Below are 26,127 nucleotides of genomic sequence, written 5' to 3'. Positions count from 1 at the left end.
TTCATGAGGATAGAACCTCTTGCTTCAGTTTCGCATAATGCTGCAGAATAAGTGCATGAACCGGATGACCGGCCTTAATGCCGGTATACTGCGTGAGCGCCTGCTCCACCCCGGCCGTCCGAATGGCGGACTGCAGCTCTGCGGCTTCCGGGTCCTTCCGGATAATCGAAGAGCAGTGCCGCGGCCATAGCCAGCTCAAGATATTGCGTCTTTAACCCGGCGTCATACGACTGCAGCACCGGACGGGTCAGACGGTCGTTCGGGGACAGCTTGCGGATCGGCGAGCGTCCTACTCTGACGACCTCATCGGTCAGGAACGGGTTGCGGAACCGGTCCAATATTTTATGAATATACCGGGAGTGCTCCACGGCATCGAAATGATATTTGTTGACGAGCAGCGCGCCGGTTTCCTCCAGCACACGCTGAACCTGACCGGCCAGCTCCGCGTCGGCCATCGCTTCCTGAATGGTCGCATAGCCGCGCAAAAAACCAAGGTAAGCGGCGGTGCAGTGACCGGTATTGACCGTGAACAGCTTCCGTTCGATGTAAGGGGTCAATTCGTCCACGTAGTGTACCCCGGCGATTTCCTGGGCGCCCGGCAGCATGCTTGAACGTTCAACGACCCATTCATAGAATGGCTCTACCGTTACCTCAAGCGGGTCCTCGTGATGCTGGATCGGCACGATCCGGTCAACTGCGGCATCCGGGAAAGCGATGCGGCCTTCCGCCGCGCGGCGCGCTTCATCGCTCAGATGGGTGAAGACATGCTCCTTCAGCTGCGTGCTGCCGCCAATGGCATTCTCGCAAGCAATGACATGCAGCGGAAGGGAGGAACGGGAGAGGCGCCGCTCGATGCCCTGGGCGATGCCTCCGGCAATATGCTTCAGGATATTAACGCCTACCGCGGTAGTCACCAGGTCGGCTTCCGCGACGGCTTCCGCGACCTGCTCCAGATCCGTGCCGTTGATCGCCGTTACGCCCTGCACAGTGACCGAATCCTGCGCCTCGTGAGCCAGCGATACTTTGTAGGAGCCTCTTTGCTGCAGCAGCGAGACCAGCGATTCATTCACGTCGACAAAGCAGACCTCATAGCCCGCTTGAGAGAGCAGAAGGCCGATGAAGCCTCTGCCGATATTTCCTGCTCCGAAATCGGACCGCCTTCATGCTTCCAACCCGCTTTCGAAGATCGCTATCATTTCCTCCGCGTTCGATGCTTTCAGAATGCGCTCCATATTCTCATCATCCGAGCAGATCATCGCGACGTTTGTCAGAATGTCCAGGTGATCGTCCCCAACCGCGGCAATGCCGATGACCAGATAAGCGAGCTCGCCGTCGCCAAAATCAACGCCCTGCGGGAACTGCACGATCGACAGCCCTGTGGAGCGGATCAGCTCCTTGGAATCCTGGGTACCGTGGGGGATAGCCAAGCCTGCGCCCATGTAGGTCGACAGCGTTTGTTCTCTTTCGATCATTTTATCGACGTAGCCTTGAGTCGCATGGCCGGCATCCACTAGCAATTGTCCGGCGATACGGATCGCTTCGAATTTGTCTTTGGCAGAGGCATTCAATTTTACTTTGTCAATGGATAAAATACTCATCAGTTTATTCTCCCCGTTTCCATTTGATTGATATAGAAAGCTAACAGCTCTTTGGATAAAAATTGTTGAATGTCATGGGTGCTGCCCTGCTCCAGCGTCAAAATCAGCTCCGGGAGCAGCAGTAAAGCGCTGATCTCGCTAAGTGACCTCCAGGCTTTCCTTGGAGAGCTCCAGCGGCCCGAGCATGAGCACAATCTGAGTCACGCCGGCGGGTTCCTCCGGGTCCAGAATTAAAGGCTCGCTTAGGCGAAAGGTGGACAGCATCGGCTTGCGGATCGCTTCGCTTCGCGTATGAAATAAGGCGAGCCGAGTGTCCGGAATAACCTGCGTTCCATGCTTTTCCCTCTCCAGCAGCTTCTGTACGACTTGTTCGGTTTGGGAAATGGTTCCCTCTATGTTTATGGTTTCGCATATCCGCTGCAGGGTTAGCCGTAGTACCGTTGCGCTGTCCTTGCCGGAAGCCTGCACCGCCGGAAGCTCGAATACCTGGAACTGGCCGATCAGGGAGACGATTTCGTCCATGTACGCCTTCAGCTGCAGGAGACGCTGCCAGGCCTGCGCCTCTAGCGGAGGCTCAGGCCGCAGCTTGCTTGACCGGTCTAGTGTCATGTTCTGGACATATTGCCGCAGCCGGTCGATCTCTTCCTTGGTCAGAAGAGGGCTAAGCTTGATATACTGGACCTGCCTCCAACGGAAGGTCCACGGTAGAAATAATAAGATCGTAGGCTTCCTTCGGAATCCGTGAGGCCTCGTACCAGCTGACATGCTCGATAATTTCGATCTGCGGCATTTCCTTGCCGAGACGGACGGCGAGCAGCTTGGATGAGCCGATGCCGCTGGTGCATACGATAATGGCTCGAACGCTGCGGGACAGCTGCTTCAGCCGCTCCAGCGCCGCACCGAAATGCATAACGAGAAAACCGATTTCCTCGTCGGGGATAGCCAGGTGTCTGAAGGTTTCATCGACGGCCTGCCTTACCCAGCGAAACAGGAGCTCATAGTTTTTTTGAATCTGAGACAGCAGCGGATTCCGGATGCTCACGCCCTCCCGGATGCGTTCAAGCACGGGCTCGATATGGTTAAGCAGTCCGTCTCTCAGCGAGCGGTCTTCATGAAGCGGAACGCCCGTCAGCTCCTCCATGGCCTGGATCAGCCGCCGGACGGCCTCCATCAGGCCTAGATCGTCCTGCGGCAGCAGGCCGCTCCCAGGCGCGTCTTTCCCGCCGCGAAGGAGCTCCGTAAGGTAGGCTGCTTCTGCGGCCGACACGGACAGCTCCAGCGCCTTGCAAACATGCAGCAGAAGGGGATCGGCATACTTCGCAGCGGCTGCAGGACCCGGCTCATCCGGCGGGACCGCCGGACAGCCGCTCGGTTCCGCAGCGATTTCGTGCCCGTACCGGATACGGGTGACCGCGATGGACAGTCTGAGCAGCAGCTCTGTATAGGCCGACTCCGACAGCTCGCTCAGTCCTTGCTCCTCGAGTCCCCACAATGCCTGCTCCACCTTCATCAGGTTTTCTTTCCCGACCATGCCGAGCAGCTTGCTAGTGACGGCGGAAGGGGGAGGGAGATCTGCCGCATGCCCGAAAATGGCCGAATCGTCGAGATGGTTTTTCGCCATCCGATAAATCGTCTTTCTCTTGGCCTGCTCCGTCCCTTCGAGCTGAACGCCGAAGCCTCTTCGCCGGACCAGCGTCAGGCCGTATTTTCCGATCCATTCCTCGACTTGATCCAGATCGGCCGTCACGGTCGGAACCGCCACACGCAAATCATGTGCCAGTGCGAACAGCTTCGTCGGTTCGTCTGAAGCCAGCAGCTGGCACGTAATCAATACCTTGCGTTCGTCCGTCGAATAATCGGCCGGCATCACATTCGGGATGGATAGACTTCGCCGAAGCGCCTCCAGCTGCTGCGGCTCGCCCTGCAGCTGAATGCCGAAGCCGGATTTTTTATGAAGCGACACGCCGTAAGGCACTACAAAAGGCTCCAGCCCCGGAAGCTCCCTATGGACGGTTCTTGAGCTTACTTGAATTTCCCGGGCAATCTCGCCGGCAGTCATTTCCTCGTTTCGGTTCAGCAGCAGCTCCAGAATGTGACGCTGTCTGTTGGACACATGCATAAAGGACATCTTCCTTATAAGCAAAATGGAGATAACGCCGGCTTGGATGCCAGCGTTACGCTCTGAACAATATTTGACGGACAGAACAGCGGTCAGTCGTTGCTGCTCAATCTTTGGACGAGCTCGTCATATGCAGGGCTTTTCAGGAAATTGTCGATGGAGACATGCTCTGCGCCCGGCGCCTGTGCTTTGGCTCGGTCTGTGAGCGATTTGTGCGTAATGACCAAATCCGCATCCTTCGGAATTTCGCTGATGGCCGTATTGATGACGGTCACGTTGACTTGTGCTTCTTTCATTTTCTTTCGGAGTATGGAAGCGCCCATCGCGCTGGAACCCATACCCGCATCGCAGGAGAAAACGATTTTGTGAATGTCAGATGCTGCTTTTCCCTCTGTTGCTGCTGCGGCTCCTGTAGCTGCTGCGGCTGCAGGCTGATTGCCCTCAACCGCTTTGCCGGCGTTTTTCATCTGCTTCATCTGCTCAGCCGCTTGCTCCAGATCTTCTTCCTGGCCTTTGCGGCTTGTTTTCAACAACAGCGCCGCGACAAGGAAGGAAACGATCGTCGCCGTAATTACGCCGGTGAAGACTGCGAGAAGGCCGCCTTTAGGCGCCATGGCGATGTAAGCGAAGATACTGCCTGGAGACGGCGTCGCCACCAGTCCGGCATGGAAGAGCGAGAAGGTAAAGGTACCTGTAACGCCGCCGGCAATCGCTGCAAGAATCAGACGCGGGTTCATCAGAATGTACGGGAAGTAAATCTCATGAATACCGCCAAGGAAATGGATGATCGCTGCGCCCGGCGCGGACTGCTTCGCCGAACCGCGTCCCACGAGCCAGTAAGCCAGCAGAATGCCCAGACCGGGTCCAGGATTGGACTCCAGCATAAAGATAATCGATTGGCCTGTTTTGGAGGCTTGATCCAATGCGATAGGGCTCAAGACGCCATGGTTAATCGCGTTATTCAGGAAAAGCACCTTGGCCGGCTCGATCAAAATATTTGCCAAAGGCAGCAGTCCCGCGTTGATCAGGAACTGTACGCCCGCAGCCAGCGCCTTGCTAATAATTTGAACGACAGGACCTACGCCGGTGTAGGCGATCAGAGCCAGTGCTCCTCCGATAATACCTGACGAGAAGTTGTTGACCAGCATTTCAAAGCCGGAACGGATTTTGCCTTCGATGGATCTGTCAAACTGCTTGAGCACCCAGGCTGCCCCAGGGCCGACAATCATAGCTCCGAGGAACATCGGGATGTCCGCACCGATAACAACCCCCATGGTGGCGATGGAACCTATTACCGCACCGCGGGATCCGTGAACCATCTGTCCGCCGGTATATCCAATGAGGAGCGGAAGAAGGTAAGTAATCGTCGGGTCGACCAGCTTTGCCAAATATTCGTTCGGGATCCAGCCCGTCGGAATGAACAGAGCCGTAATCAGCCCCCAGGCGATAAAAGCCCCGATATTCGGCATCACCATACCGCTCAGAAAACGGCCGAAGCGTTGAACGGCTACCCGAGCGCCACCGGATGATTTTTGCTGCGCTGCCGATGTATTCATGTTAGGATATCCTCCTTTAATTTGAACTGACCTTTGCAAATAAAATTCGACAAAGTTCTTATAGTTCCATCCTAAGGCAGGACAAGCTTTTGAGCAATCAAAGGAAAAGCACGTTGCGTCATCAATACTGTTGACATCATTTTATTATCATGCCCCAATGCCAGAAAGGTTTTCCGTGCACAGCCATAAAAAAGAACCGTGCGGCGGCGGTGCTTGTACAGGGCTGCGCGGTTCGAATATACGGGCAAAATATCAGCTTATTTTGTCGTGGAATGGGGGGTCCTATTTTTTCTTTGGAATGAAATTGCAGGAGCAAGAGCAGCACATCGAGTTCTTGACTCAAGGCGATGACTTCATGGTCGCAAAAGTTGTTTTTCACTGCTACCAGCTCGACGAGTTTTGCTCTGACGATCTCCACCTGCTGTGCCAAGTCCATGATCAATAAATCTCCTAACTTTCAAAAATATGACAACTCTACTATCATGAACTTTATATCGGAAAATTGCAAACAAAAATAAAAGAAAATAAAGAAAAAACCCGATTTCTGTGAAATCGGGCAGATGACTGTCGAGAAAACTATATATTTACGTCTAAGTGCGCCTGCGGGTCAAGTGAATAAAGGTGATGGCCAGCGCCAGTACAAGCACGGCGCCTTTGACAATATCAAAAGCATAGTAAGGGAGGTTCAGCATCGTCAGACCGTTCAGCAGAACGCCGATTAACACGGCGCCGAAGAAGGTGCCGATGACGTTAGGCTTGCCGGCGCCGAAGACGGAGAAGCCGACAAATACGGAAGCGACGGATTCCATCAGAATCGGAGCTCCGGCGTCAATCTGGCCCGAGCCTACGCGGGCGGCGAACAGGATGCCTCCCACCGCGGCGAAAATGCCTGCCAGCACATAGGCGAAAGTGCTGGACCCGGTTGACGGAAATACCGGAGAGGCGCGCAGCTTCTTTGTTACCGCCGGTCACATACAGCTGACGGCCCCAGCGGGTATAGGTCAGGAAGATGTGAACGAGCACGACGGCGATGATCATGAGCAGCACCGGCACCGGAAGACCGAACAGCTTGCCTTGTCCGATCCAGAGGAACGAGTCGGTGAATTTGCCCGGGGCCTTGGTTCCATCCTGCATCTGCATATTGTTATAGATGGAGAAGCCCTTGGTGTAGGTCTTGTGCACGCCGCCGATGATGTACATGACGGCCAGCGTGGCCAGCAGATCGGGAATGCGGACTTTAACGATCAGGAAAGAGTTCAGCAATCCGATAATGATCCCGATGAGAATCGGTACGGTAAGCACGAGAATCAGCGGCAGCTGGTACCAGACCATCATCGTCGCAACGACTACGGTCGTTAAGGAAACGGTCGAGCCGACCGAAAGGTCGAAGCCGTCTACGATCTGGGAGAACGTAACGCCGATCGCTACGAACGTCACAATCGAGATGGAACGCAAAATGTCGGCCATATTGTCATACGTCAAGAAATTTTCATTCACGAGCGAAAATACCGCAATGACCGCGGCAATGAGTACCAAAGCGCCATACTTGTATGAATAATCGAGCAGCTTGTCTTTCACTGGAATCTAGGCCTCCCCTGCACTGGCGTAATACAAAATTTGCTCCTGCGTCGCTTCCTCGCGGCGCAGCTCCTTGACGATCCTGCCATAGCTCATGACGAGAATCCGATCGGCAATCCCAATGATTTCGGCCAGCTCGCAGGACAAGTACACAATCCCTTTGCCCTCTTGAGCCAGCCTGCCGATCAGGCGGAAAATATCGCTCTTGGCCCCGATGTCCACGCCCTTGGTCGGTTCGTCGAACAAGTACACTTGAGCTTCGGTCGGAAGCCATTTTCCAACGGCAACCTTCTGCTGATTGCCGCCGCTTAAATATTTCACGGTCTGCTCCATATTAGGAGGCTGGATTCCGAGCTGTCCGATCATGGACTGCGCGTTCGCGGCTTCCTTGCCGCCGCTGACGAAGCCGAGACGGCTGAAAGCCTTCAGCAGCGGAAGGGACAGATTGTGCTTCACCGTCTGCTCCACCAGAATTCCCTGCTTGCGCCGCTCCTCCGGTATGAGCGCGATGCCCTCGCGGACGGCGTCCGTCGGGCTTGCCAGGCTCAGCTTGCGGCCCTGCATGCGGATCTCGCCCCCGTCGAGCGGATCGGCGCCGAACAGCACGCGGGAGAGCTCCGTCTTGCCCGCGCCGACGAGGCCGACCACGCCGACGATTTCGCCGCGGCGGACGGTCAGATCGACGCCGCGCACCTTGGTGCCGTGCGTCAGGCCGGTCGCCTCCAGCAGCGGCTCGCCGATATCGACCTGCACCTTCGGGAATTCCTCCTCGAAGGTGCGTCCGAGCATCTGCTCGATGACCTGCTGCGCGTCGGTCTCCGCCGCAGGCACGGTGGTGATGCGCTGGCCGTCCCGCATGACGGTAATCCGGTCGCTGATGCGGAATACCTCGTTCAAGCGGTGGGAGATGAAGATACAGCCGACACCGTCGGCCTTCAGCCGGTCCATGATGCGGAACAGCTGGTCGGCTTCCTCGCTGCTGAGCGGGGCCGTAGGCTCATCGAAGATGATGAATTTGGCCCGCTGGGCCAGAGCCCGGGCAATCAGCACGAGCTGCTTCTGCGAGATGCTCAGCTCGGACGCTTGCCGGCGCACATCAAGAGATAAGCCGATTTCGCGAAGAATGCGCTCGGACTCTTTATTGACGCGCCCCCAGTTTACCCAGCCGGCGCCGCCGCGGGAGAGGCTGTCGAGCATAATGTTCTCGGCAACGGACAACTGCGGAACCAGGGCTGTATCGACCTCCTGGTACACGCACTGAATGCCGCAGCGGATTGCATCGGACGGGCCCGAGAAGGAGAGGGAGGCGCCGTCGACCGTGATCGTACCCTCATCGGGCAGATAAGCGCCGGAAAGCACCTTGATCAAGGTGCTCTTGCCGGCTCCGTTGGCGCCGAGCAAGGCGTGAATCTCGCCTCCGCGGACCTCAAAGTCCACTTGGCGAAGAGCCTTCACGCCGGGAAACGATTTCGATATTCCGCTCATTTGCAGGTTGGCGGCGGATAAAGACATGTGGAAATCACCCTCCTTTTTCAATGGAAAATCCCATCGGGCAACCCGATGGGATAATGGACAATACGAAATGGACGATTACTTAGCCGCCGGTTTCTCGGCTTGCTTCAACCAGTCGGTATAACCTTGCTCGCTTTTGCCCCAGCCTTTTACATGATCGCTAAGCTGTGCTGTCGAGATTGGAGTGGAAGGCAGTTGGTCTCTGGAGACGAATACCGGATCCAGCACGATCTTCTCCGGCGTTTGATCGCCGTGCAGCTTTTGGTACAAATAACGCACCTGGATGCGGCCGATGTCTTTAGGATCTACGGCTGCGGAAGCGATCCAAGGGCTCTTCGTGTCTTGAATCATCTGCAAATCCTCGTCGCTCATATCGATACCGTATACTTTGATTTCGGTACGGCCCGCTTGCTGAATCGCGCGGGATGCGCCTTTGGCGAATTCATCCCAGGAAGCCCATACGGCGGTAATATCGCCTTTGTTCGGGTACTTCTTGAGGATAGCTTCCATTTGAGCCTGCGTATCCAACGCCGTGTTCTGGGAAGCGGCGCCGAAAGCGGCTACTTCTTTAATATCCGGGTTTTTATCCATAAATGCTTTGTATGCGATCTGTCTGCGTTCCATCGGCGCGAAGCCGGCTACCCAGATCTTCACGATGTTGCCTTTGCCGCCGATATCCTTGCTCATGCGGTCCAAGGTTTGCTCGGCCATCGTCTGATCGCCCTGCTCCAGCACGCTGACGCCCGGAACCTTGATGTCCGCGTCGAAAGCGATGACAGGAATCTTTTTCTCGAGCGCTCTTTTTACCCCTGCTTCCAGCGCTTCAGTTGTTCCGTGGTCAATCAGGATGCCGTCGAACTTCTGGTTAACGGCTGCGTCCAAGTTGGAGGACATTTTGGCCAAATCGCCTTCCGCTGTAAACACGGTAACTTTGCCGCCCAGCTTCTCTACTTGTTCCTTCACGCCGTCTATGTATTGCGCGGAGAACGTGCCCAGATTGATTTGCATAATCAGGGCGATTTTCTTGTTGGCTAACGGATTCGCTGACGCCGCCGCGTTATCAGCCGGTTTGGCGCCGTCCTGCGGTTGTGCCGCCGGTTTCGCACCGCATGCCGCCAAAGCTATTGCAAAAATAAGCACCAGCAAGAGCGGGATGCTGCGTTTCGTTCTTTTCATTGTGTTTCCTCCCCCAAATTGCGCGAATATATAATTCCAATAAGATTACTTGGTAATCTTAGTTTACCACTATGGAATGGAAGCGGTCAATGATATTTTCAAAGAATTCCGAGTATTTTCGACATATTTCGATAAAGGTCGATACTCCAAGAATTTATTTTAGCACAGGCCCTCCGGAAAATAAATAAAAACCCTATTTTTTGCCGATTCTTCTGCCGATAAAGTTAATAGATTTGTAATAACTATACGCCAAAAAAATAGCTGACAAAGTGCGGCATGAATTGTAAGATTGAATGCAAATATCCATATTTTTGAATAGGGGACTCCAAATGAGCAAAACACCTTTAAGCAATTGGTTTCGTAAACATCCGTCGGATACCTCCTCCCGTGAGCTGCTGCTCTCGCAATTGGACACATCCGGAGTGAAATTACAGGTGGCGAAGGGCTCCGAGCTGGAGCTCCAGCTTGGCATGATCGGGCTTACGGCGGAAGACCTGGGCGTCATGAGGGCCGTTCAGCCCATCATTCAAAAGCACATCGATGCAATTGTGGAAAGCTTCTACAGCAAAATATTGAGCGTACCGCACCTTGTCCGCATTATTGAAGACCACAGCAAGGTGGAGCGGCTGAAAAAAACCTTGTCCGTCCATTTGCTGGAGCTGTTCAGCGGGCAATTGGACGACGCATTTATCCAAAAGAGACTGCAAATCGCTTCGGTGCACCAGCGCATCGGCCTGGAGCCGAAATGGTATATGGGCGCATTTCAAAGTTTGCAAAATAACTTGATGAATTTGATCCAGCAGGAGGTTCCGGACAGAGAGGAGAAGCTGCGCATCAGCCAGGTTGTGCTGAAGCTGTTGAACCTGGAGCAGCAGCTCGTGCTCGATGCCTACGAGAAGGGAAATCTGCTTCAGCAGGAGCTGCAGCATGAGAAGTACCGCCAGGAGCTGCAGCGGGTCAGCTATGAGCTGGCGCAGCTGACCGAGCGGACGAATGCTTCGATTCAAGAGATGGTTGCGAGCAGCACGGAGGTGAACCGCTCTTTTCTGAAGAGCATCGATGAATCGAAGGGGACGCAGAACCTGGCCAAGACCGGGCAGGAACATATGCAGCAGCTGGCGGAGCGGATCGCCGCGATTCATGGCAGCACAGGCCAAATGTCGCAGGCGGTCGTCCAGCTGCACGAATTTTCCAACCAGATCAAAGGCATCGTCGGCGTTGTCGAAGAGATTGCCAATCAAACGAAGCTTCTCTCCTTGAACGCTTCGATTGAAGCGGCCCGGGCCGGTGAGCACGGCAAAGGCTTCGGTATCGTAGCCAACGAAGTACAGAAGCTGTCCGAGACGACGAAGCAGACGGTCATTCAAATCATCGAGCTGGTCGCGAAATCGAACGAATATACGGAAACGGTCGGAGCCTCGATCCGGGAGGTGCAGTCCAGCGTCGGCAAGGGACAGCAGGAGGCTTCACGGACCGGTTCGATCTTCGAGGGCATCATGAACTCGATGCGCGAAAATATCGAAGGAGCGCAGCAGGTCGAGAAAGAAATGGCTTCATTGATCCAGATCATTGAGGAGATCGGAGATGCGGCCTCGAAGGTAGCAGCGACGGCAGAGAATTTAAAGCTGACCTCGGAAACCAAATAAAAGGAAAGGCATGTCTTAGCCGCCGGGAGCCGCCAGTCCCGGCGGTTTTTGTGTCCTTGCGCACAACCGCGTGCTGACTCACGGATCGCGGATTGCTGTGGCGTCCTCCTCCCGCAAGACCTTAAGATCGCATCCTGCCGTCGCATGGCGGCGGCCAATCTGCTAAGGTTTAACGCATCCCTTCGGCTGGCCAGGGTCATTGACTTTCTCTTATCTACAATAAAAGTCATAGAATGACAACAGCATTCGAGCGTATTTTTACTAGTACCTTGATAACCTAATAGAAAGAGATTCATAGGAGGGCTGATGAAGATGCTTGAAACGTTCGGAATCTATGCAGTGGCAGCGCTTATGATTGGCATCATGCTGGCTCTCTTTATCGACGTGCTGCGTAAAAACTACCGGTATGTGCATGCGGTAGCGAAAGAGGCAGCCCCAACTGTTGAGAAGAAGGTTACCGTCAACGAATTGCAGCAGGTTTATCCTCCTTATGTAGATTGCAGTCGCGAAGTCGTACATGTTTATGAGGCCGATGGGGCTTCGGAATCAAATACGCTTGTTCAAAAGCAGGGGGCTTAAATGCGGGTAAGTAAGTATAAGTTAATATAGAAAGGTGATGAGTTATGCAAATCCGAAAGAAAACCGACATTGATACGATTTTGGACAACTTCTCTTCCATTGCGGAATGGGACGCTCAAGGCAAAAAGCTGTATTTTATTTTCCCGGACCGCAAAAGGGGAGGGCAATGGACTTTGATGTATTATACCGGCGACCGGTTCAGCATACACGGTCTCGGTGAGAATTATATGGATGAAGCTGAATACTTTTTCGAAGACCGCCTGAGCCTCGTCTCGTTTCTGTGGGACAACCGTTCCGCCTTTAACAGCGCGGTAAGACAGGCTATCCCGGACAAGCTGGCGACGTAGCCGAACGCTGATGCGGTGACTTCGAAGAGTACCTAATCGACGATTAAGGCCTGCAAGCCTCCAGATAAGCAGGGCTACTGTAAAAGTCATCGCTGCGGGTGCGGATCATTCTTCCGAGCCTCAGCTTCCGCCGCGAGTTTGCCGTGCAAGCTCGCGGCTGTCGTTCCCGGACTTGATTCCGCGTTTAGCGGTCGAGGTCCGGGGGTGAAGGCACGCTTGCGCTCGCTGCTATAGAACGATTCCGCCTAAAGCTTGCTTCTTAGAGACCCTTCACGCGAATGCGCGGGTCTCCCGTAACAGTAAAAAACCTGGCCAAGTGGCCAGGGTCAGGCTGTCGAGAAAGCCATACGAAGTGAACCATGCGTATAAACGGAAGTGGGGTATCCAAGCTTACGAAGCCCGTTTTTCTACGAAAAACGCTTAGTTTACGTCCGCCTTTGAAATCCGTGAAAATACCTTCAAATCTAATCCAATTCACGGAATTCAACAGCGGCTGGAGGAGGATATCCTACCGGAGTATCACACAAATTTAGGGTTTCTCGACAAGCTCACCCTGGCCAGTGGCCAGGGTTTTTGTTTGCTTTTGGTTAGGCGAGCGGCTCAGGCTGCCTCACGAGCAGCGCCGAAGGGCTGTCTGCCAGCGTGCTGTGTGCTATCCTTTTAAAGCGCCGATCATGACGCCTTTGACGAAATACTTCTGTACGAACGGGTAGAGGATCAGAATCGGTACCGAAGCGACCATGATCGTCGCATACTTGATCGTCTCGCCGATCTGGAACTGGTCGCCGGCGCTGGCTCCCGCAGACATGCTGTCCGTCGAGTTCGCGATCAGAATTTCACGCAGAATGAGCTGCAGCGGGAACAGGCCCGGTTTTTCAAGAAGACGGAAGCCCAGAACCAGCCGTTCCATTTCTCTACCGCGTAGTAAAGGATCATAACCGCGATAACCGGCATGGACAGCGGCAGTACGATCCGGAACAGGATGGTGAAATGGTTGGCTCCGTCGATTTTGGCGGATTCCTCCAAGCTGTCGGGCACGGCCTGGAAGGCAGTACGCATAATAATCAGGTTGAACGTATTGATAGCGAACGGAATGATGGTGGCCCACAGCGAATCGACCAGACCGACGCCTTTTACGACGAGGTAGAGCGGAATTAACCCCCCTTGGAATACCATCGTAAAGACGATGATTGCGATGAAAACATTGTTCCACATCACGTTTTTTCGCGACAGCACGTAAGCGCCTAGCGCGGTCAAGAACAGGTTGATGGTTACGCCGAAAAAGAGGATGAACAGCGTATTGCTGTAGCCGATCATAATGCTGGGATTTTTAAATACGCTCTCATAGGATGCCAGGCTGAAGCCGAGCGGCTTCCAGATGATCCCTTTATGGCTGACCAAAGCCGTTGCGTCGCTGACGGAGGCAAAGGCAACGTACAGCATCGGATACAGCGTGACGACCACAAGGGCAAGCAGAATCAGATGGACGAAAAGGTCGAATACCTTTTCACTCACAAGCGTGCCTTTTTTCATTCGAGATCTCCCTCCTAAACGTTTTTGCATGAGCAAAAACTGATTTCGAAAGCATGGGTTCCCTATTGGCGCGAGCCGGTCCGGCCCCGCCCCGGTCTACCACAGGCTGTTTTCGTTCATTTTCCGGCTGATCCGGTTGGCTGTAATGAGCAGCAGCAGGTTGATGACGGAGTTGAATATGCCGACAGCCGTACTGTAGCTCCAGCTCAGCTCAAGCAGACCTTTACGGTAAACGAACGACGAAATGACATCGGCGGTATCGTACGTAACCGGATTGTACAAAAGAATAATTTTCTCAAAGCCGACGTTCAGCATGTTCCCCATCCGCAGGATAAACATAATCATGATCGTAGGCAGAATGCCTGGAAGGGTGATATAAAGAATTTGCTTCCAGCGGCTCGCCCCGTCGATCCGTGCGGCTTCATACTGCTCCTGGTCGATGCTCATTAACGCCGCAATATAGATAATCGACTCCCAGCCGATTTTTTGCCAAATTTCAGAAATAACATAAATGGATCGGAACAGCTCGGGCTTCTGCAAGAGCGCTTTCCCATCGCCTCCGAAGTAAGTGAGAAACGTATTGATAATGCCGTCGCTGTTCGTGAAGTCTTTGATCATGCCGCAGATAACGACAAGCGAAATAAAGTAAGGCATGTAAGTTACGGTCTGTACGAAGCGCTTGAATACCTGGTTTTTGACCTCGTTAATCAAGAGCGCCAATATAATCGGCATCGGAAACTCAAAGCAGAGCGTGTACAAGCTGATGATGACGGTGTTTTTCAAAATTCTCCAAAAATAATACGTACTGAAGAAGTCGGAGAAGTTTTTGAGGCCTACCCAATCACTGCCCCAAATTCCTTTCATCGGTGCGTAATCCTTGAAGGCGATGATCGCTCCGAACATAGGGCCGTAATGAAAAATGGCGTAATAAACTATGACGGGAATCATCATGATGTACAAATATTTATTCAGCAGAAAGTCCCGTTTGAACCGGTACATGAACGTGTTCTTCTTGGCTTGTGCGGCGGTTTGCGATTGCAGCAGCGGCATCGTTTTGGCCATCTCATTCCCCTCCTTCCGTGGACTGAAGCGTTACTGATGGTTGAAAAAAGGGAGGGCAGGGCCCCCCCTGTCAGAGCTAGGCTTAGCGTTTGTTGTAGCGGTCCAGAGCGGCTTTTTGAATTTCAAGCGCACGGTTCAGCTTCAGCTGCTTCATTTTGTCCTGATATTTTTCGAAGCTGTCCAGAGGTTCGGTGCCGAGAATGATTTTGAGCGTCATTTCGTCCACAAGCGTGTTGATATCGGTCATGATTTTAGCAAATTCCGAGCTTTCTTCCGGCGTCGGTGTAATCGGCGGCAGCTTGTGCTTCGCCACGTCCGTTTTTTGCCAGATGCCGACGGCGTCGCGCTGCGTTTGCAGGGCCAGGTATTGCTCCAGGTACCGTTTATCTTGAACGAACGGACCATTGTAGTTAGCGCGGATATATTTGGACATCGCCTGAGCCGGCGCCAATTTATCCGGATTTTTCATCAGCAGATCGGTATACTTCGGATAGCCGTTCTCCATTTTGTAGCTGACGCCTTCCTGTCCGAAGTTGAAGTACATATGTCCTTCCTCGGAATAGCCGTAGTCCAGCATCCGGGCTGCAAGCTCCACATTTTTCGAAGTGGCGGTAATCGCTACCATGCCGCCTGGAGAGAATGGCTGATCCATTTGACCGAAGAAGGCCGTATCGCCTTTTTTCACTACAGGGTATGGTGTGGCGACCAGAGAAGCTTTCGGATCTTTCGCTTCAACCAGAGGCTGCCATTTACCGATCCCGCCCCCCGCGTTACCGACCGTTGCACCGGTAGCTCCGGAGGCAATGTTGGAATCCCAAGCCTTCGTATCGACGGTTGCGATGTTTTTATCCAGCAGACCATCGGCATACCAGCTGCGGAACAGAGCCAGGAAGTCCTTGTAGCCTTTCTCGGCAGGACCGAATTTAATGTTGTTGCCGTCCAGGTAGAAGTCCCGTGTTACGCCGTATGCGCCCATGAACGGACCGTTGTTGAAGTCATTCAATACGCGCGGCAGGCTGTTGGCGGTGAATGGGGCGGTGGCGCCTTTCTTCTCTTTAAAGGCTTTCAGCGTTGCCGTCCATTCGTCGATGGTCGTCGGCACAGGCAAACCGAGCTCATCCAGCCAGTCCTTGCGGATAATCGGACCTTGGTAGACCATCAGGGACTGGTCGCCGCGGATGAACGGGAAGGCGTAATAGCTGCCGTTATCGGTTTTGACCATTTTGTCGACGTCCGGATGCTCTTTCAAATACTTCTTCAGGTTCGGAGCATACTTGTCGATGACATCGTTCAGCTTCAAAATATAGCCGTCCTTGATAGCCTTCTCCGGTTCCGCCCGGGAAATCGTCCTTGAAGTTGAATTCGATCATGTCCGGAAGATCGCCCGACGCCAGCAGGACGTTCAGCGTTTGCTTCGCTTGGCCTGTCGGCGGCGCGGTGAACTTCATGCTGACGCCGGTTCTTTTTTGCCATTCCTGAAAGAAAGGCGTTTCTGCGTGGGAGGAGGTGACCCCTGTAAGGTTGCCCGCCAGTTCTCCCCAATAAGTTAATGTTTTGTCGCTCTTCATTGGATACGTTGTCGCTGCAGCCGGTGTATTCGATGTGTCGGGAGTCTTGTTGTCAGGAGCCGCATCCGGCGCTTTGGATGTACACGCAACGGCCAGGCTGCCCATCATTGTCGTTGCAAGCAGGACAGGGACAAGTTTCTTTTTTCCTCTTTTCATAGTTATAAGACCTCCTGATATATCCGGTTCTGCCGGGTGTTCTATGAGGTGTCCTCATGCCTCTTATTCTATGTTAACGCTTACATTGTGGGAATCTTGAATATCGCCAATAGCATCTACAATTCCTCGAATCCATCTGCAAAAGCTCCAAATGGATCTGCAAAAGCTCCAAAATAAGGAAAAAGAGTGAAAAAAAGCTGCGTGATCCGCAGCTATTCCTCAAGCATTTCCTTATATTTGCCGGGCGTGATGCCCTCATATTTTTTGAAGGTGCGAATGAAGGCGTTGACGTCGTTGAAGCCGACGCAGCCGGAAATCTCGGTGATGCTTTTATTGCGCTCCCGAATGGACTGCTTTGCTTTTTCAATACGGATTTTGTTGATGGAATCGAGCAGCCCCTCGCCGGTACAGTCCTTGAACAGCTTGGATAAATACGTCGGCTTCATTTCAAAATGATTCCCGATCATCGAAATGTTCAAATTCGAATCGTTGTACTTCTCATGAATAAACTCCGTTACCCGGTCGACCAGATCCTGCAGCGTCTGCTGCCTCGACTCCTGAATATTCTGAAGCCGCTTGCCGCTCGTATACTCGCACACCTTGCGCAGCAGCGCGGTCATCTGCTCCTGCATCTCGTGGATCGTCCGGCACGAGACGAGCTGTTCGATCCGTTTCGGATTCTGGAACAGGAAGCTTTCCTGCCCGTCGCCGATTTCGCTGATGGTTTTCATCAGGGTGCTGACCAGATCCAGCATCAGGCACTTGGCGATGGCGACGGATACCGCCGGGCGGTTCAGATTCCGGCCGATGATTTCGTCCAGCTTCTCCTTCGAACGCTGAAAATCGCCGATTTTAACATAATTGATCAATTGCTGCTCTTCCTGCAGCGGATAGTAATACTCGGCCTCCTGCGCCTCGTGCTTATGCAGCTCTTCATAGGACAAAATCTCCTTGCTGCCCATCACCAGCTTATATTCCATCGCATCCATCGCATCCATCGCTTCCATATACGCTTTGGGAATGCCGTAAATGCCGCTATGAACGGAGCTGATCGATAACGTGAGATGAATATGATAGTGCGCCGCCAGAAAAGCCTGCGCTTCCTTCGCAATCCGCCGCAGATCCTCCTTGCGCTCCGCGGCGTCCGTCTGCCGGAAATTGATCAGGCACGCCAGCGTTTGATCGACCTCGGTAACATAGCCCCGGTTATGCTGCGCCGCGAGCTCCTCCACGACGTTGCTGACGATGAACTGCAGAATCCGCTGCTTGTCGTTAGGCTCCATGCCGGCATATCGCTCATGAAACGGGGCGCTCGCTTCCACATACAGCATGATGACGGCAAAATCGTCGGAGGTCAGCTTCATGTTGAAGGTGGTCAGCGATTCGTCGACCGGTATCTGGCTGTCGATGCGGCCTTTCATCAATCTGGATATAAAATTGAGCCGAAGGATCTGCTGCTGGCTTCGCATCCGGTCCATAATTTTATCCATCTCGTTCAGTGTGGTGCCGATGGCCTGCTCGATAAATTGAAATTCGTTCTTTCCTTTGCCGTAGCTTAAATTGGCTTTACCGGAAAAGGTTTGAACCAGCCTGCGGACCGGGTTGTAATTTTTGCGCAAAAAGAAATAAGTCAGCATACCGCCGCCGAGCAGGCTGATCAGAATGCTCAAATACGTCAAATTCCGGATATGCTCGGCCTTTTTCCAATACAGGCTGCTCGGGATCATAGAGACGTATTTCAGACCGGTTTGCTCGGATTGGATAGATTGAACCTCGTATTTGGTCCCGTCTTTCATATAAAAGAAAAAATTCGCATCGGACGTCAGCTTTTCAAACGGAAAATTGGAAGGCACGGCTTCGCTCGAATTGGAGATTAACACTTCGTTATCCCGGTTAAGAATCAGGACATGCCCTTTATTGAACAGCTCGACGTTCTGAATGGCGCCTAGAATGCGCGACTGGTCGATCATAATGACATTAGTCGCCAATGCCTCCGGTTTGTCCGTAGGGAAGGTGCTGATGTAAGCGGCGGTTTTTCTGACCTTGCCCTCGTCGTCGATCCGGACCATCGGCAGGAAGCCTTTAAAGTTTTTACGGTTTACGATGGAGCTCCAGGTGCTGAACGGAAAGGACGGATCGGCATGCAGCGTCTTGTACGCAAAGTCCGAGCTGCGTATCGTGCCGGGAAGAACGATGGTGTCGCTGGCTGTCATGTTCATATAAAACAGATCCACGGTCGAATAAGTGGATTTATATAATTTGAAATCCTGGCACAGCCGGTACAAGTCATAAATATATTCATTCGGGGAGGAGGTGTACTTATTGGAGTTGAGCAGCTCCTGCACCTGTACGTTCCAGGTCAGCTCAAAGTTCAGGCGCTCGACAGCCTGGGAGTAATTGTCCATAATCTCGCGTACCTGCTTCAGCAGGGAGCTGTTCGCTTGATTGATTTCGCTCTCCAGCGTCTGGCTGGATTGAATATATACAATCACACTGATCATGACAGGCAGAAGAAGGATAGTCATATAGGAAAAGAGCCAGGTCAGGACGATGCTTCGATTATAAATGGGCCTGCTGCGAAGAATCATGCGAATGTCCTCCTTTTGGGTAGATTACCTGTAGAGGGGGTTGTCTGATAACGCTTACAATACTCGCTCTTATTTTACCCTTTTCGGCAGCGGAAGCACAACGAAAATTTACGCAGGAGGCTGCCTGCCGGAAAAGGATTCTTTTGAAATAAGCTTCTTTTTTTGGAGAAAGCTGAAACATTTTATGGAAGCGCTGCGTCAATAACACCAAATCGGCAGCACCTCAAATCACTTTTAATGGAAGGTGGATGAAGATGATGAAAAAAATAGCCGCTTGGCTAACGACGACAGCTGTCGTCTGCACGATGTCCGCAGGCACCGCTCTGGCTTTTACGGATTTGGACGCTAACGAGCAGGCGCCGATCATGGCTTTGAAGGAGCAGGGGATTGTAAGCGGGATTGACAGCCAGCATTTTGTTCCGCGGGGCAGCATCAGCTACGCCCAAAGCATCAGTATGATCGTCAAAGGGCTGGGATTAACGATCGATCCGATCCGTTTTATCAAGAAACCGGAAGCTTCCGATTACTTTACGACCGTCCCTAATGACGTATGGTATGCGGAAGCTTTTATTATTGCCAAAATCAACGGGCTGCCTATTCCGCAAAATGTTAACCCGAATGCGGCCGTAACGCGCGAGCAGTATGCCGATCTGCTCATTCATGCGATAGACACGAAGGGAATGTTCCCGGTCATTCAAATGTTCATCCAGTTTGCCGACGAGGATCAGGTCGACAAGCAGTATATGAGCAGCTTGCAGCGTATTTATCTGCATAATATCGCCAAGCTCGATGAATCCCGGATGGCGTATCCGAAACGGGAAATGAGCCGCGGCGAAGCGGCGGTCTGGCTCAGTAACGCGATACAGTTCGTGAAAACGCACGGGAACGGCGATACGCAGCCGCCGGCGGAGCAGCAGGATGTGCAGGTCACGGTAGAGAAAGTGAACGACGAGGTGAACAAAGTGACGCTGACGCGCCAAATGCCAAGTCCCGGCTACGGGTTCGCCGTCACCGGCATTCGCTTCCAGGAGGACGGCACGGCCGTGATCTCGTACACGGTCACAGAGCCGAAGCCGGGAAGCTTCTACCCGCAGGTCATCACTCCGGCAAAAGCGGTAACGTACGTAGCTTCCGGCTATAAGCCCGTTGTACAGCAGGAGTCTGGCGCTGGTACTGGGGCATCCGGCGGATCGACGGGCTTCCCGATGCAATAGAGGCAGCCTGCAATAACGAGCGGAGTGGGCGGAATTGTTCTGTAGAAACGCATGCGTTCGCCTTTGTCCCTGGATTTCAACCGCGGGAAGCGGGGGAATTCAAAGAAATTCGGGGGAAAACAGCGATCGTAAAAATGTCCCGTGGCGCGCAGCGATTAGATTTTCGGCGGCCTCAAATACAACGCAGGCATTCTCTGTTACAGGGAATGCCTGTTTTTTGGTAAAGATGATGGCTGGGGTACAATAATAGGGTAAGTACACCTATAACCTGATTTTCATGCAAAGGAGCTGTCAAATTTATGCCAAATCAGAAGGCCGCCCTGGAAGGGGTAGAATTAGCTTATAAAGAACAAGGCAAAGGACAAGCCGTCGTGCTGCTTCACGGCTTCTGCGGGAGCTCCGCCTATTGGGACAAGCTGCTGCCGCTGCTGCCGGACGATATCCGCGTGATCGCCCCGGATCTGCGCGGGCATGGAGAGTCCACCGCGCCCGAAGGGCCATACCCGATGGAAGCATTCGCCGCGGACATCGTGCAGCTGTTCGGCAAGCTGGACATGGGCAAGCCGATTCTGCTCGGGCATTCGCTGGGCGGATACATAACGCTGGCTCTCGCGGAGAAGCAGCCGGAGCTGCTGAAAGCGTTCGGGCTGATCCATTCAACCGGAACGCCGGACAGCGAGGAAGCGAAGGAAGGCCGGCTGAAGGGCATCCAGACCATTCAGGAGCAGGGCTTGCCGGCGTTCATCGACGGCTTGATTCCGAAGCTGTTCGCGCCGGCTCATCTGGAGTCGATGCCGGAGGCGGTGCAGGAAGCGAAGCGCATCGGGCTTGCGACAAGCCCGGACGGAGCGAAAGCGTCGCTTGAGGGCATGCGGACGCGCCCGGACCGCAATGACGTGCTGCGGCAGACGAAGCTGCCGGTGCTGCTCGTGGCGGGAGAGCACGACAAAATCGTGCCGCCGGAGCGGGCCTTTGCCGCCAGCGGAGAGGCGGCGGTGCAGCGCAAGCTGGACGGCGTCGGCCATATGAGCATGATGGAGAGCCGCAGGCTTTGGCCGCTGCGATCATCGACTTCGTGCGCAAGGTTTAACGGATAGAAACAGGGAGACACGAAGGTTAGCGTGTCTCCCTGTTTTTTGCTTTTATCCCTCATTCGCTCTGTATTGAGTCGGCGTCACTCCCGTCAGCTTCTTGAAGACGCGGGTGAAATAGCCCGCATCCTCGAAGCCTACGATCCCGGCAATCCAGTCGATGGAGCCGCGCTCTTGTTTTAACAGGTGCTTGGCCTCCTCAATCCGCTGCTTATTCAAAAAGTCGGTCAGCGTCATACCGGTCTCCTTCTTGAACTGCCGGGAGACATGGGCAGGGTGGACGAGACAATGCTCGGCTAGCGTCTGCAAATGCAATGGTTTGCTCATATGCACGGTCAAGTAGTGGGCCGCCCGCCGCACCAAGGGCGAGGTGCCGGATACGAGCAGGCGGCGAGCCAGCTCACAGTATTCGTCGTACATCGATTCCGTCAATGCTGTGAGGGCTTCGATGCTCTCCGACCGCTCGATCTGCTTGGAGAATTTCTCCGAAAGGTGGTGGAGGTAGAAAGGATGCACGCCGCCCCGTCCGGCTGCGATCCGAAGTAAAGTATTCAGGACGATCAGCATATTTCTTAATGCGCGGATCGGCTGGTTCGGAAACCGTTCGGAGAAATCGTACAGGTTTTTGGCATAGCCGCCCATCTCCTTGATCTTGTCACGGCTTCCCTGTTCTATCGCGTGCATCAGCTCATTCTCCAGCCGGTATCTCAGCTCGATCAGCTCGGAAGCTTCGTCGTCCGGCTGAGACGAGACGCTGGCCCCTCTCGCGGCTGAACCGGTGCGCTCGGCTTCCAGATAGAGAAGCGGCGCCTGCCGGAGGGAGCCGGCTTGCTCCAGAATATTGGCGATGCTCTGAATTTTGGAGCCGCTGATCAGCTTCAGGCTGCGGTAAAACTGCTGCCAGTCCATGGAGCGGTCTTGCGGGGCAGGAAGCGTCTCGTCCATGACGGCTGGGGCCGGCACCTGCTTCAGGAAAGGTCCCACGACGACCAGCATATCCGCGCTTCCGCCTGTCCGAAACAAGGAGGAAGCATACGAAAGCCCCCGCTGATTGGTATATAAGCAGCATGTATCCGGGTTTTCCCATGTTTTTATACTGATACTGCGGTAATCCTGCCGCTGCAGCTCAAGCATCGCATCGGGCAGCCGGTCCCGCTCGTGAAGCAGGAGTATGGAGCCCTGCTTGTCCAGCAGCGCCGTATTGATATCCATGATATGAAAAAGGCTCATGCTTGCCGCGGCAGCCTGCAGGGGAAGCGTCATTCGCAATTACTCCTTTGTTTGGTCATGTTTACATAGTCCTTAATATGCAATTGTAGTCCTTCTTCATTCACTGCCGTCTCAGTATAATCGGTTATGTAACCACTTTCAAGCTGTGAATGAAAAAGGAGTGCTGAACCTATGTTATATCCTATTGTAACCGATACCAGGGCATTGATAGATCTGAACGGCATCTGGAATTTTAAGCTGTAACCGGGCACGGGCTTTGAAGAACGGTGGCAGGAGACGGGACTGACCGGTACGATGCCGATGGCTGTCCCTTCCTCTTATCAGGATACGGGCGTTACGGCGGAGATCCGCAATCATGTAGGCTGGGTATGGTATGAAAGGGAATTTACGGTTCCGGCGCTGCTCCGCTCGGAGCGTATGATGCTCCGGTTCGGGTCGGCGACGCATACGGCCAAGGTTTTTGTGAACGGCAGACTTGCGAGGGAGCATAAAGGAGGCTTCACCCCTTTTGAAATGGAAATTAACGAGCTGCTGGTGAAAGGGAAAAACCGTCTGACCGTTGCGGTGAACAATATTGTAGATGAAACGACGCTGCCTGTAGGCCATTACAGCGAACGGGACGTTCCGGGCTTGGGCAAAGTGATTCGCAACCAGCCGAATTTTGATTTTTTCAATTATGCAGGTCTCCATCGGCCGATCAAAATTTATACGACTCCCCTCACGTACATTCAAGATGTCACGGTGGTCACCGAGCTGGAGGAAACGGTGAGACTCGTTCATTACGAAATTGAGCATGCCGGCGAGGCGCAGGTAAAGGTTGCGGTGCTGGATCAGGACGGAGAAGCGATTGCGGAAGCGGAGGGCCGCGAGGGGACGGTACGCCTGGCGAACGCTGTGTTGTGGGAGCCGCTGAAGGCATATCTGTATTCGTTGAAGGTGGATTTAATTCAAGACGGGGCGGTGATCGATACCTATGAGCAGCCCTTTGGCATAAGGAAGGTGGAGGTCAGGGACGGGAAATTTCTGATCAACGACAAACCTTTTTATTTCAAGGGCTTCGGCAAGCATGAGGATTCGGCCATCCATGGCCGGGGGCTGGACGAAGCGGTCAACGTTATGGATTTCCGGCTGATGAAATGGATCGGAGCCAATTCGTTTCGTACGGCGCATTATCCGTATTCCGAAGAGCTGATGCGGCTGGCCGACCGGGAAGGACTGGTCGTGATCGATGAAGTGCCCGCTGTCGGGCTGCATCTGAACTTTATGGCTACGATGTTCGGCGGCGGCGCCAAGCGGAATACGTGGAAGGAGCTGGGCACGCAGGAGCATCACCGCGATGTCATTCAGGAATTGATCGCACGGGACAAGAACCACCCCTGCGTAGTGATGTGGTCTATCGCGAACGAACCGGCTTCCGAGGAAGAAGGCGCGTATGAATATTTCGAGCCGCTGGTTCAATGGGCGAAGCAGTGCGACCCGCAATCCCGGCCTGTCACGATCGTGACCCATTTGATGAGCACCCCGGAAACCTGCAAGGTAGCCGAGCTGGTCGATGTGCTTGCGCTTAACCGGTACTACGGCTGGTATGTGGACGGGGGAGACTGGGACGTAGCGAAGGCTAAGCTCCGCAGCGAGCTGAACGGCTGGCTGGAGCGGTGCCCGGGCAAGCCGATCATGATGACCGAGTATGGCGCCGATACGATTGCCGGACTGCACGATGTAGACCCAGTGATGTTCACGGAGGAATTTCAAGTGGAGTATTTGCGCGCCAATCATGAGATGTTCGATGAATGCGCGAGCTTTGTGGGCGAGCAGGTGTGGAACTTTGCCGATTTTAACACAAGCCAGGGCATTATCCGGGTACAGGGGAACAAAAAGGGGATTTTCACACGGGACCGCAAGCCGAAATACGCGGCGCATGAGCTGCGCAAAAGATGGCTCGCCATCCCTGATTTCGGGTATAAGTCATGAGTCTGGCCGCTCAAACCCGTTCGTCTGAAGCCCTGATCCCTACGAAATTCGGCATCAAGGATAAAATCGGCTATATGTTCGGCGATCTGGGCAACGATCTGTTTTTTGCCCTGATCAGCGGCTATTTGATGTTGTTTTACACCGATATTTATGGCATCTCCGCCGCAACGGCGGGGGTGATCCTGATGGTCGCCCGCATATTGGATGCGCTGTTCGATGTGGCCTGGGGCACCTATATCGATTCGCGCCCGGCAGGTGCGAAAGGCAAGTTCAGGCCGTATCTTTTATTCAGCGCGCTGCCTGTTACGATATTCGGCGTGCTTACCTTTACCTGGATTCCTGCCGATGGGGCATGGAAGGTCGCCGTGGCAAGCGCAGGCTATATTTTATGGGGCTTGGCGTACTCTACCATTAATATTCCTTACGGCTCGTTGGCCTCCGTTATGACCTCGGACCCGGTGGAGAGAACTTCATTATCCACCTTCCGGACCTTGGGGGCGTTGCTTGCAAACGTATTCATTCTGGTGGCAGCGCCGCTGATCATCTTCGGACCGGGAAGACGCCGCTGAGCGCAGGCTTCCTGACGGTGGCCGTCATTTGCGCGGTGCTGGCCAACGTGTTTTATTATGGCGCTTACCGGCTTACTACCGAAAGGGTGAAGACCGTACCTGTTACGAAAAAGAAAGGCCGGTTTCTGCAAACGGTGCGCGGGCTTCTAAAAAACAGGCCGCTGCTTGGCCTGATGCTGGCTTCCTTCGGTTTTCTCGTTTCTTTCATGACCGTCAATGCGATCACGCCGTACTTGTTCAAGGATTATTTCAAAGCGCCGAATTTGATCGCTGTGTCAGGATTGATCGGCCTCGGCTCAAGCTTTATCGCGATGCCGATTCTTTCTCCCTTGGTCAAACGTCTCGGGAAAAAGGAAACGGCCGTCATCGGTTTGATCATCGCTTTTGCGTCCAACGCGCTGATGTTTCTACTTCCGATCACCAGCCCTTATGTGTATATGGCGCTGAACTGTGCAGCAGGCTTCGGTCTGGCCTTCCTGAACATACTCATCTGGGCTATGGTATCGGACTGCATCGATTATCAGGAGCGGCTAACCGGGCGCAGGGAAGAAGGCACCGTCTATTCCGTGTACTCCCTTGTACGCAAAATCGGTCAAGCGGCTGCGGGCGGATTGGGCGGGTTCGCCCTCATCTCGGTCGGATATAATTCCGGCTTGCCCGCTCAGTCGGATGCCGTCGCCCATGGGATCAAAAGCATCATTACCTTGGTGCCTGCCGCGGGCTCGCTGCTTGCGTTAGTTTCGCTGCTGTGGGTTTATAATTTGACGAAAAACCGTGTGGGCCAATTGAACGAGCAGCTGAGCGAGCAAAGGGCTCTCGGCCCAGTGGAAAGGTAAAAGGCTTGGGGAGCCGAAGCCTCCGGCGCGGTTACATTCGGACACAGAATGACCGGAAGGAGGAGCGCGTTCGGAGGCAATGACTTTTTCAGCGGCTCATCGAGAACCGCTCTGCTCCCTCCTATTAAAGAATCTTCTGTAACAACACTGACAGGCTGCTGTCAGTGTTGTTGTTTTATATTGCAGATATCATGCAGC

General features: G+C 53.7%; 19 protein-coding genes and 4 pseudogenes. 8 read left to right on the top strand and 15 right to left on the bottom strand.

All coding sequences use genetic code 11. The features are described from left to right. Position 1: 1 nt before the first annotated feature. From ACHHV8_RS27305 to ACHHV8_RS27265, 9 genes and pseudogenes are all read right to left on the bottom strand, one after another. Positions 2-1,133, bottom strand: a pseudogene (locus ACHHV8_RS27305) (mannitol-1-phosphate 5-dehydrogenase). Between the two features lie 27 nt (positions 1,134-1,160). Next, positions 1,161-1,598: a PTS mannitol transporter subunit IIA gene (locus ACHHV8_RS27300; protein WP_395162502.1), complete on the bottom strand. Its 438-nt coding sequence runs from the start codon at positions 1,596-1,598 to the stop codon at positions 1,161-1,163. 138 nt (positions 1,599-1,736) lie between these two features. Beyond that, positions 1,737-2,207 (bottom strand): PTS sugar transporter subunit IIA, encoded by a 471-nt coding sequence (locus ACHHV8_RS27295; RefSeq protein WP_395162501.1) that lies wholly within the window; start codon positions 2,205-2,207, stop codon positions 1,737-1,739. A gap of 52 nt (positions 2,208-2,259) precedes the next feature. Further along, entirely contained in the window at positions 2,260-3,717 is a 1,458-nt protein-coding gene (locus tag ACHHV8_RS27290) for a BglG family transcription antiterminator (protein ID WP_395162500.1), read from the bottom strand. 92 nt (positions 3,718-3,809) lie between these two features. Continuing rightward, complete coding sequence (locus tag ACHHV8_RS27285; RefSeq protein ID WP_395162499.1) at positions 3,810-5,273, bottom strand: PTS mannitol transporter subunit IIBC; 1,464 nt, start codon at positions 5,271-5,273, stop codon at positions 3,810-3,812. A gap of 136 nt (positions 5,274-5,409) precedes the next feature. Further along, a complete protein-coding gene (locus tag ACHHV8_RS27280; protein ID WP_395162498.1) occupies positions 5,410-5,709 on the bottom strand; it encodes an aspartyl-phosphate phosphatase Spo0E family protein in 300 nt (99 codons plus the stop codon). 154 nt (positions 5,710-5,863) lie between these two features. After that, positions 5,864-6,851, bottom strand: a pseudogene (locus ACHHV8_RS27275) (ABC transporter permease). 6 nt (positions 6,852-6,857) lie between these two features. Then, positions 6,858-8,363: a sugar ABC transporter ATP-binding protein gene (locus tag ACHHV8_RS27270; protein WP_395162497.1), complete on the bottom strand. Its 1,506-nt coding sequence runs from the start codon at positions 8,361-8,363 to the stop codon at positions 6,858-6,860. A 78-nt stretch (positions 8,364-8,441) separates the two neighbouring features. After that, entirely contained in the window at positions 8,442-9,539 is a 1,098-nt protein-coding gene (locus ACHHV8_RS27265) for a sugar ABC transporter substrate-binding protein (protein WP_395162496.1), read from the bottom strand. A gap of 329 nt (positions 9,540-9,868) precedes the next feature. On the opposite strand from ACHHV8_RS27265, the gene ACHHV8_RS27260 reads away from it, so the two are divergent. From ACHHV8_RS27260 to ACHHV8_RS27250, 3 genes are all read left to right on the top strand, one after another. Then, complete coding sequence (locus ACHHV8_RS27260; RefSeq protein ID WP_395162495.1) at positions 9,869-11,185, top strand: protoglobin domain-containing protein; 1,317 nt, start codon at positions 9,869-9,871, stop codon at positions 11,183-11,185. Positions 11,186-11,491: 306 nt separating this feature from the next. After that, entirely contained in the window at positions 11,492-11,764 is a 273-nt protein-coding gene (locus ACHHV8_RS27255) for a hypothetical protein (RefSeq protein WP_395162494.1), read from the top strand. Between the two features lie 44 nt (positions 11,765-11,808). Then, complete coding sequence (locus ACHHV8_RS27250) at positions 11,809-12,111, top strand: hypothetical protein (RefSeq protein ID WP_395162493.1); 303 nt, start codon at positions 11,809-11,811, stop codon at positions 12,109-12,111. A 652-nt stretch (positions 12,112-12,763) separates the two neighbouring features. Here ACHHV8_RS27250 and ACHHV8_RS27245 read toward each other — a convergent pair. The 5 genes and pseudogenes from ACHHV8_RS27245 to ACHHV8_RS27225 all read right to left on the bottom strand — a co-directional run bounded on the left by ACHHV8_RS27245 (position 12,764) and on the right by ACHHV8_RS27225 (position 19,018). Further along, positions 12,764-13,644: pseudogene (locus ACHHV8_RS27245) on the bottom strand (carbohydrate ABC transporter permease). A 96-nt stretch (positions 13,645-13,740) separates the two neighbouring features. Then, the gene (locus ACHHV8_RS27240; protein WP_395162492.1) at positions 13,741-14,706 is read right to left on the bottom strand and encodes an ABC transporter permease; all 966 of its coding nucleotides are present in this window, start codon (positions 14,704-14,706) and stop codon (positions 13,741-13,743) included. A gap of 82 nt (positions 14,707-14,788) precedes the next feature. Further along, on the bottom strand, positions 14,789-16,006 hold the full coding sequence (locus ACHHV8_RS27235) for a type 2 periplasmic-binding domain-containing protein (RefSeq protein ID WP_395162491.1): 1,218 nt from the start codon (positions 16,004-16,006) through the stop codon (positions 14,789-14,791). Beyond that, positions 15,912-16,430, bottom strand: coding sequence for a hypothetical protein (locus ACHHV8_RS27230; RefSeq protein WP_395162490.1), 519 nt, complete (start codon positions 16,428-16,430; stop codon positions 15,912-15,914). Before ACHHV8_RS27230 ends, ACHHV8_RS27235 begins: the two co-directional genes overlap by 95 nt. Before the next feature lie 212 nt (positions 16,431-16,642). Beyond that, positions 16,643-19,018, bottom strand: coding sequence for a helix-turn-helix domain-containing protein (locus ACHHV8_RS27225; protein ID WP_395162489.1), 2,376 nt, complete (start codon positions 19,016-19,018; stop codon positions 16,643-16,645). A gap of 254 nt (positions 19,019-19,272) precedes the next feature. Here ACHHV8_RS27225 and ACHHV8_RS27220 point away from each other — a divergent pair, with 254 nt between their 5' ends. Then, on the top strand, positions 19,273-20,232 hold the full coding sequence (locus ACHHV8_RS27220) for an S-layer homology domain-containing protein (protein ID WP_395162488.1): 960 nt from the start codon (positions 19,273-19,275) through the stop codon (positions 20,230-20,232). A 299-nt stretch (positions 20,233-20,531) separates the two neighbouring features. Next, complete coding sequence (locus ACHHV8_RS27215) at positions 20,532-21,329, top strand: alpha/beta fold hydrolase (protein WP_395162487.1); 798 nt, start codon at positions 20,532-20,534, stop codon at positions 21,327-21,329. Positions 21,330-21,374: 45 nt separating this feature from the next. On the opposite strand, the gene ACHHV8_RS27210 is transcribed toward ACHHV8_RS27215, so the two are convergent. Then, positions 21,375-22,586: a helix-turn-helix domain-containing protein gene (locus tag ACHHV8_RS27210; RefSeq protein WP_395162486.1), complete on the bottom strand. Its 1,212-nt coding sequence runs from the start codon at positions 22,584-22,586 to the stop codon at positions 21,375-21,377. 138 nt (positions 22,587-22,724) lie between these two features. Here ACHHV8_RS27210 and uidA point away from each other — a divergent pair. The 3 genes and pseudogenes from uidA to ACHHV8_RS27195 all read left to right on the top strand — a co-directional run bounded on the left by uidA (position 22,725) and on the right by ACHHV8_RS27195 (position 25,929). Next, positions 22,725-24,524 (top strand): annotated as a pseudogene (uidA, locus tag ACHHV8_RS27205) (beta-glucuronidase). Beyond that, positions 24,521-25,093: an MFS transporter gene (locus tag ACHHV8_RS27200; protein ID WP_395162485.1), complete on the top strand. Its 573-nt coding sequence runs from the start codon at positions 24,521-24,523 to the stop codon at positions 25,091-25,093. The pseudogene uidA and the gene ACHHV8_RS27200 overlap by 4 nt, the downstream one beginning before the upstream one ends. Next, entirely contained in the window at positions 24,997-25,929 is a 933-nt protein-coding gene (locus ACHHV8_RS27195; RefSeq protein ID WP_395163642.1) for an MFS transporter, read from the top strand. Before ACHHV8_RS27200 ends, ACHHV8_RS27195 begins: the two co-directional genes overlap by 97 nt. Positions 25,930-26,127: the final 198 nt, after the last annotated feature.

The organism is Paenibacillus sp. TAB_01 (genome assembly GCF_043945595.1).
In the GTDB taxonomy this organism is placed as follows: domain Bacteria; phylum Bacillota; class Bacilli; order Paenibacillales; family NBRC-103111; genus Paenibacillus_S.
Note: the sequence above shows the minus strand (reverse complement) of the source record. Positions and strands in the feature narration are given on the sequence as shown.

What these genes read in the sequence shown, in the direction of transcription:
- ACHHV8_RS27300 (WP_395162502.1), bottom strand. Translation starts at nt 1,598, where the DNA reads ATGAGTATTTTATCCATTGACAAAGTAAAATTGAATGCCTCTGCCAAA.
- ACHHV8_RS27295 (WP_395162501.1), bottom strand. Translation starts at nt 2,207, where the DNA reads ATGACACTAGACCGGTCAAGCAAGCTGCGGCCTGAGCCTCCGCTAGAG.
- ACHHV8_RS27290 (WP_395162500.1), bottom strand. Translation starts at nt 3,717, where the DNA reads ATGCATGTGTCCAACAGACAGCGTCACATTCTGGAGCTGCTGCTGAAC.
- ACHHV8_RS27285 (WP_395162499.1), bottom strand. Translation starts at nt 5,273, where the DNA reads ATGAATACATCGGCAGCGCAGCAAAAATCATCCGGTGGCGCTCGGGTA.
- ACHHV8_RS27280 (WP_395162498.1), bottom strand. Translation starts at nt 5,709, where the DNA reads ATGGACTTGGCACAGCAGGTGGAGATCGTCAGAGCAAAACTCGTCGAG.
- ACHHV8_RS27270 (WP_395162497.1), bottom strand. Translation starts at nt 8,363, where the DNA reads ATGTCTTTATCCGCCGCCAACCTGCAAATGAGCGGAATATCGAAATCG.
- ACHHV8_RS27265 (WP_395162496.1), bottom strand. Translation starts at nt 9,539, where the DNA reads ATGAAAAGAACGAAACGCAGCATCCCGCTCTTGCTGGTGCTTATTTTT.
- ACHHV8_RS27260 (WP_395162495.1), top strand. Translation starts at nt 9,869, where the DNA reads ATGAGCAAAACACCTTTAAGCAATTGGTTTCGTAAACATCCGTCGGAT.
- ACHHV8_RS27255 (WP_395162494.1), top strand. Translation starts at nt 11,492, where the DNA reads ATGAAGATGCTTGAAACGTTCGGAATCTATGCAGTGGCAGCGCTTATG.
- ACHHV8_RS27250 (WP_395162493.1), top strand. Translation starts at nt 11,809, where the DNA reads ATGCAAATCCGAAAGAAAACCGACATTGATACGATTTTGGACAACTTC.
- ACHHV8_RS27240 (WP_395162492.1), bottom strand. Translation starts at nt 14,706, where the DNA reads ATGGCCAAAACGATGCCGCTGCTGCAATCGCAAACCGCCGCACAAGCC.
- ACHHV8_RS27230 (WP_395162490.1), bottom strand. Translation starts at nt 16,430, where the DNA reads ATGAAAAGAGGAAAAAAGAAACTTGTCCCTGTCCTGCTTGCAACGACA.
- ACHHV8_RS27225 (WP_395162489.1), bottom strand. Translation starts at nt 19,018, where the DNA reads ATGATTCTTCGCAGCAGGCCCATTTATAATCGAAGCATCGTCCTGACC.
- ACHHV8_RS27220 (WP_395162488.1), top strand. Translation starts at nt 19,273, where the DNA reads ATGATGAAAAAAATAGCCGCTTGGCTAACGACGACAGCTGTCGTCTGC.
- ACHHV8_RS27215 (WP_395162487.1), top strand. Translation starts at nt 20,532, where the DNA reads ATGCCAAATCAGAAGGCCGCCCTGGAAGGGGTAGAATTAGCTTATAAA.
- ACHHV8_RS27210 (WP_395162486.1), bottom strand. Translation starts at nt 22,586, where the DNA reads ATGACGCTTCCCCTGCAGGCTGCCGCGGCAAGCATGAGCCTTTTTCAT.
- ACHHV8_RS27200 (WP_395162485.1), top strand. Translation starts at nt 24,521, where the DNA reads ATGAGTCTGGCCGCTCAAACCCGTTCGTCTGAAGCCCTGATCCCTACG.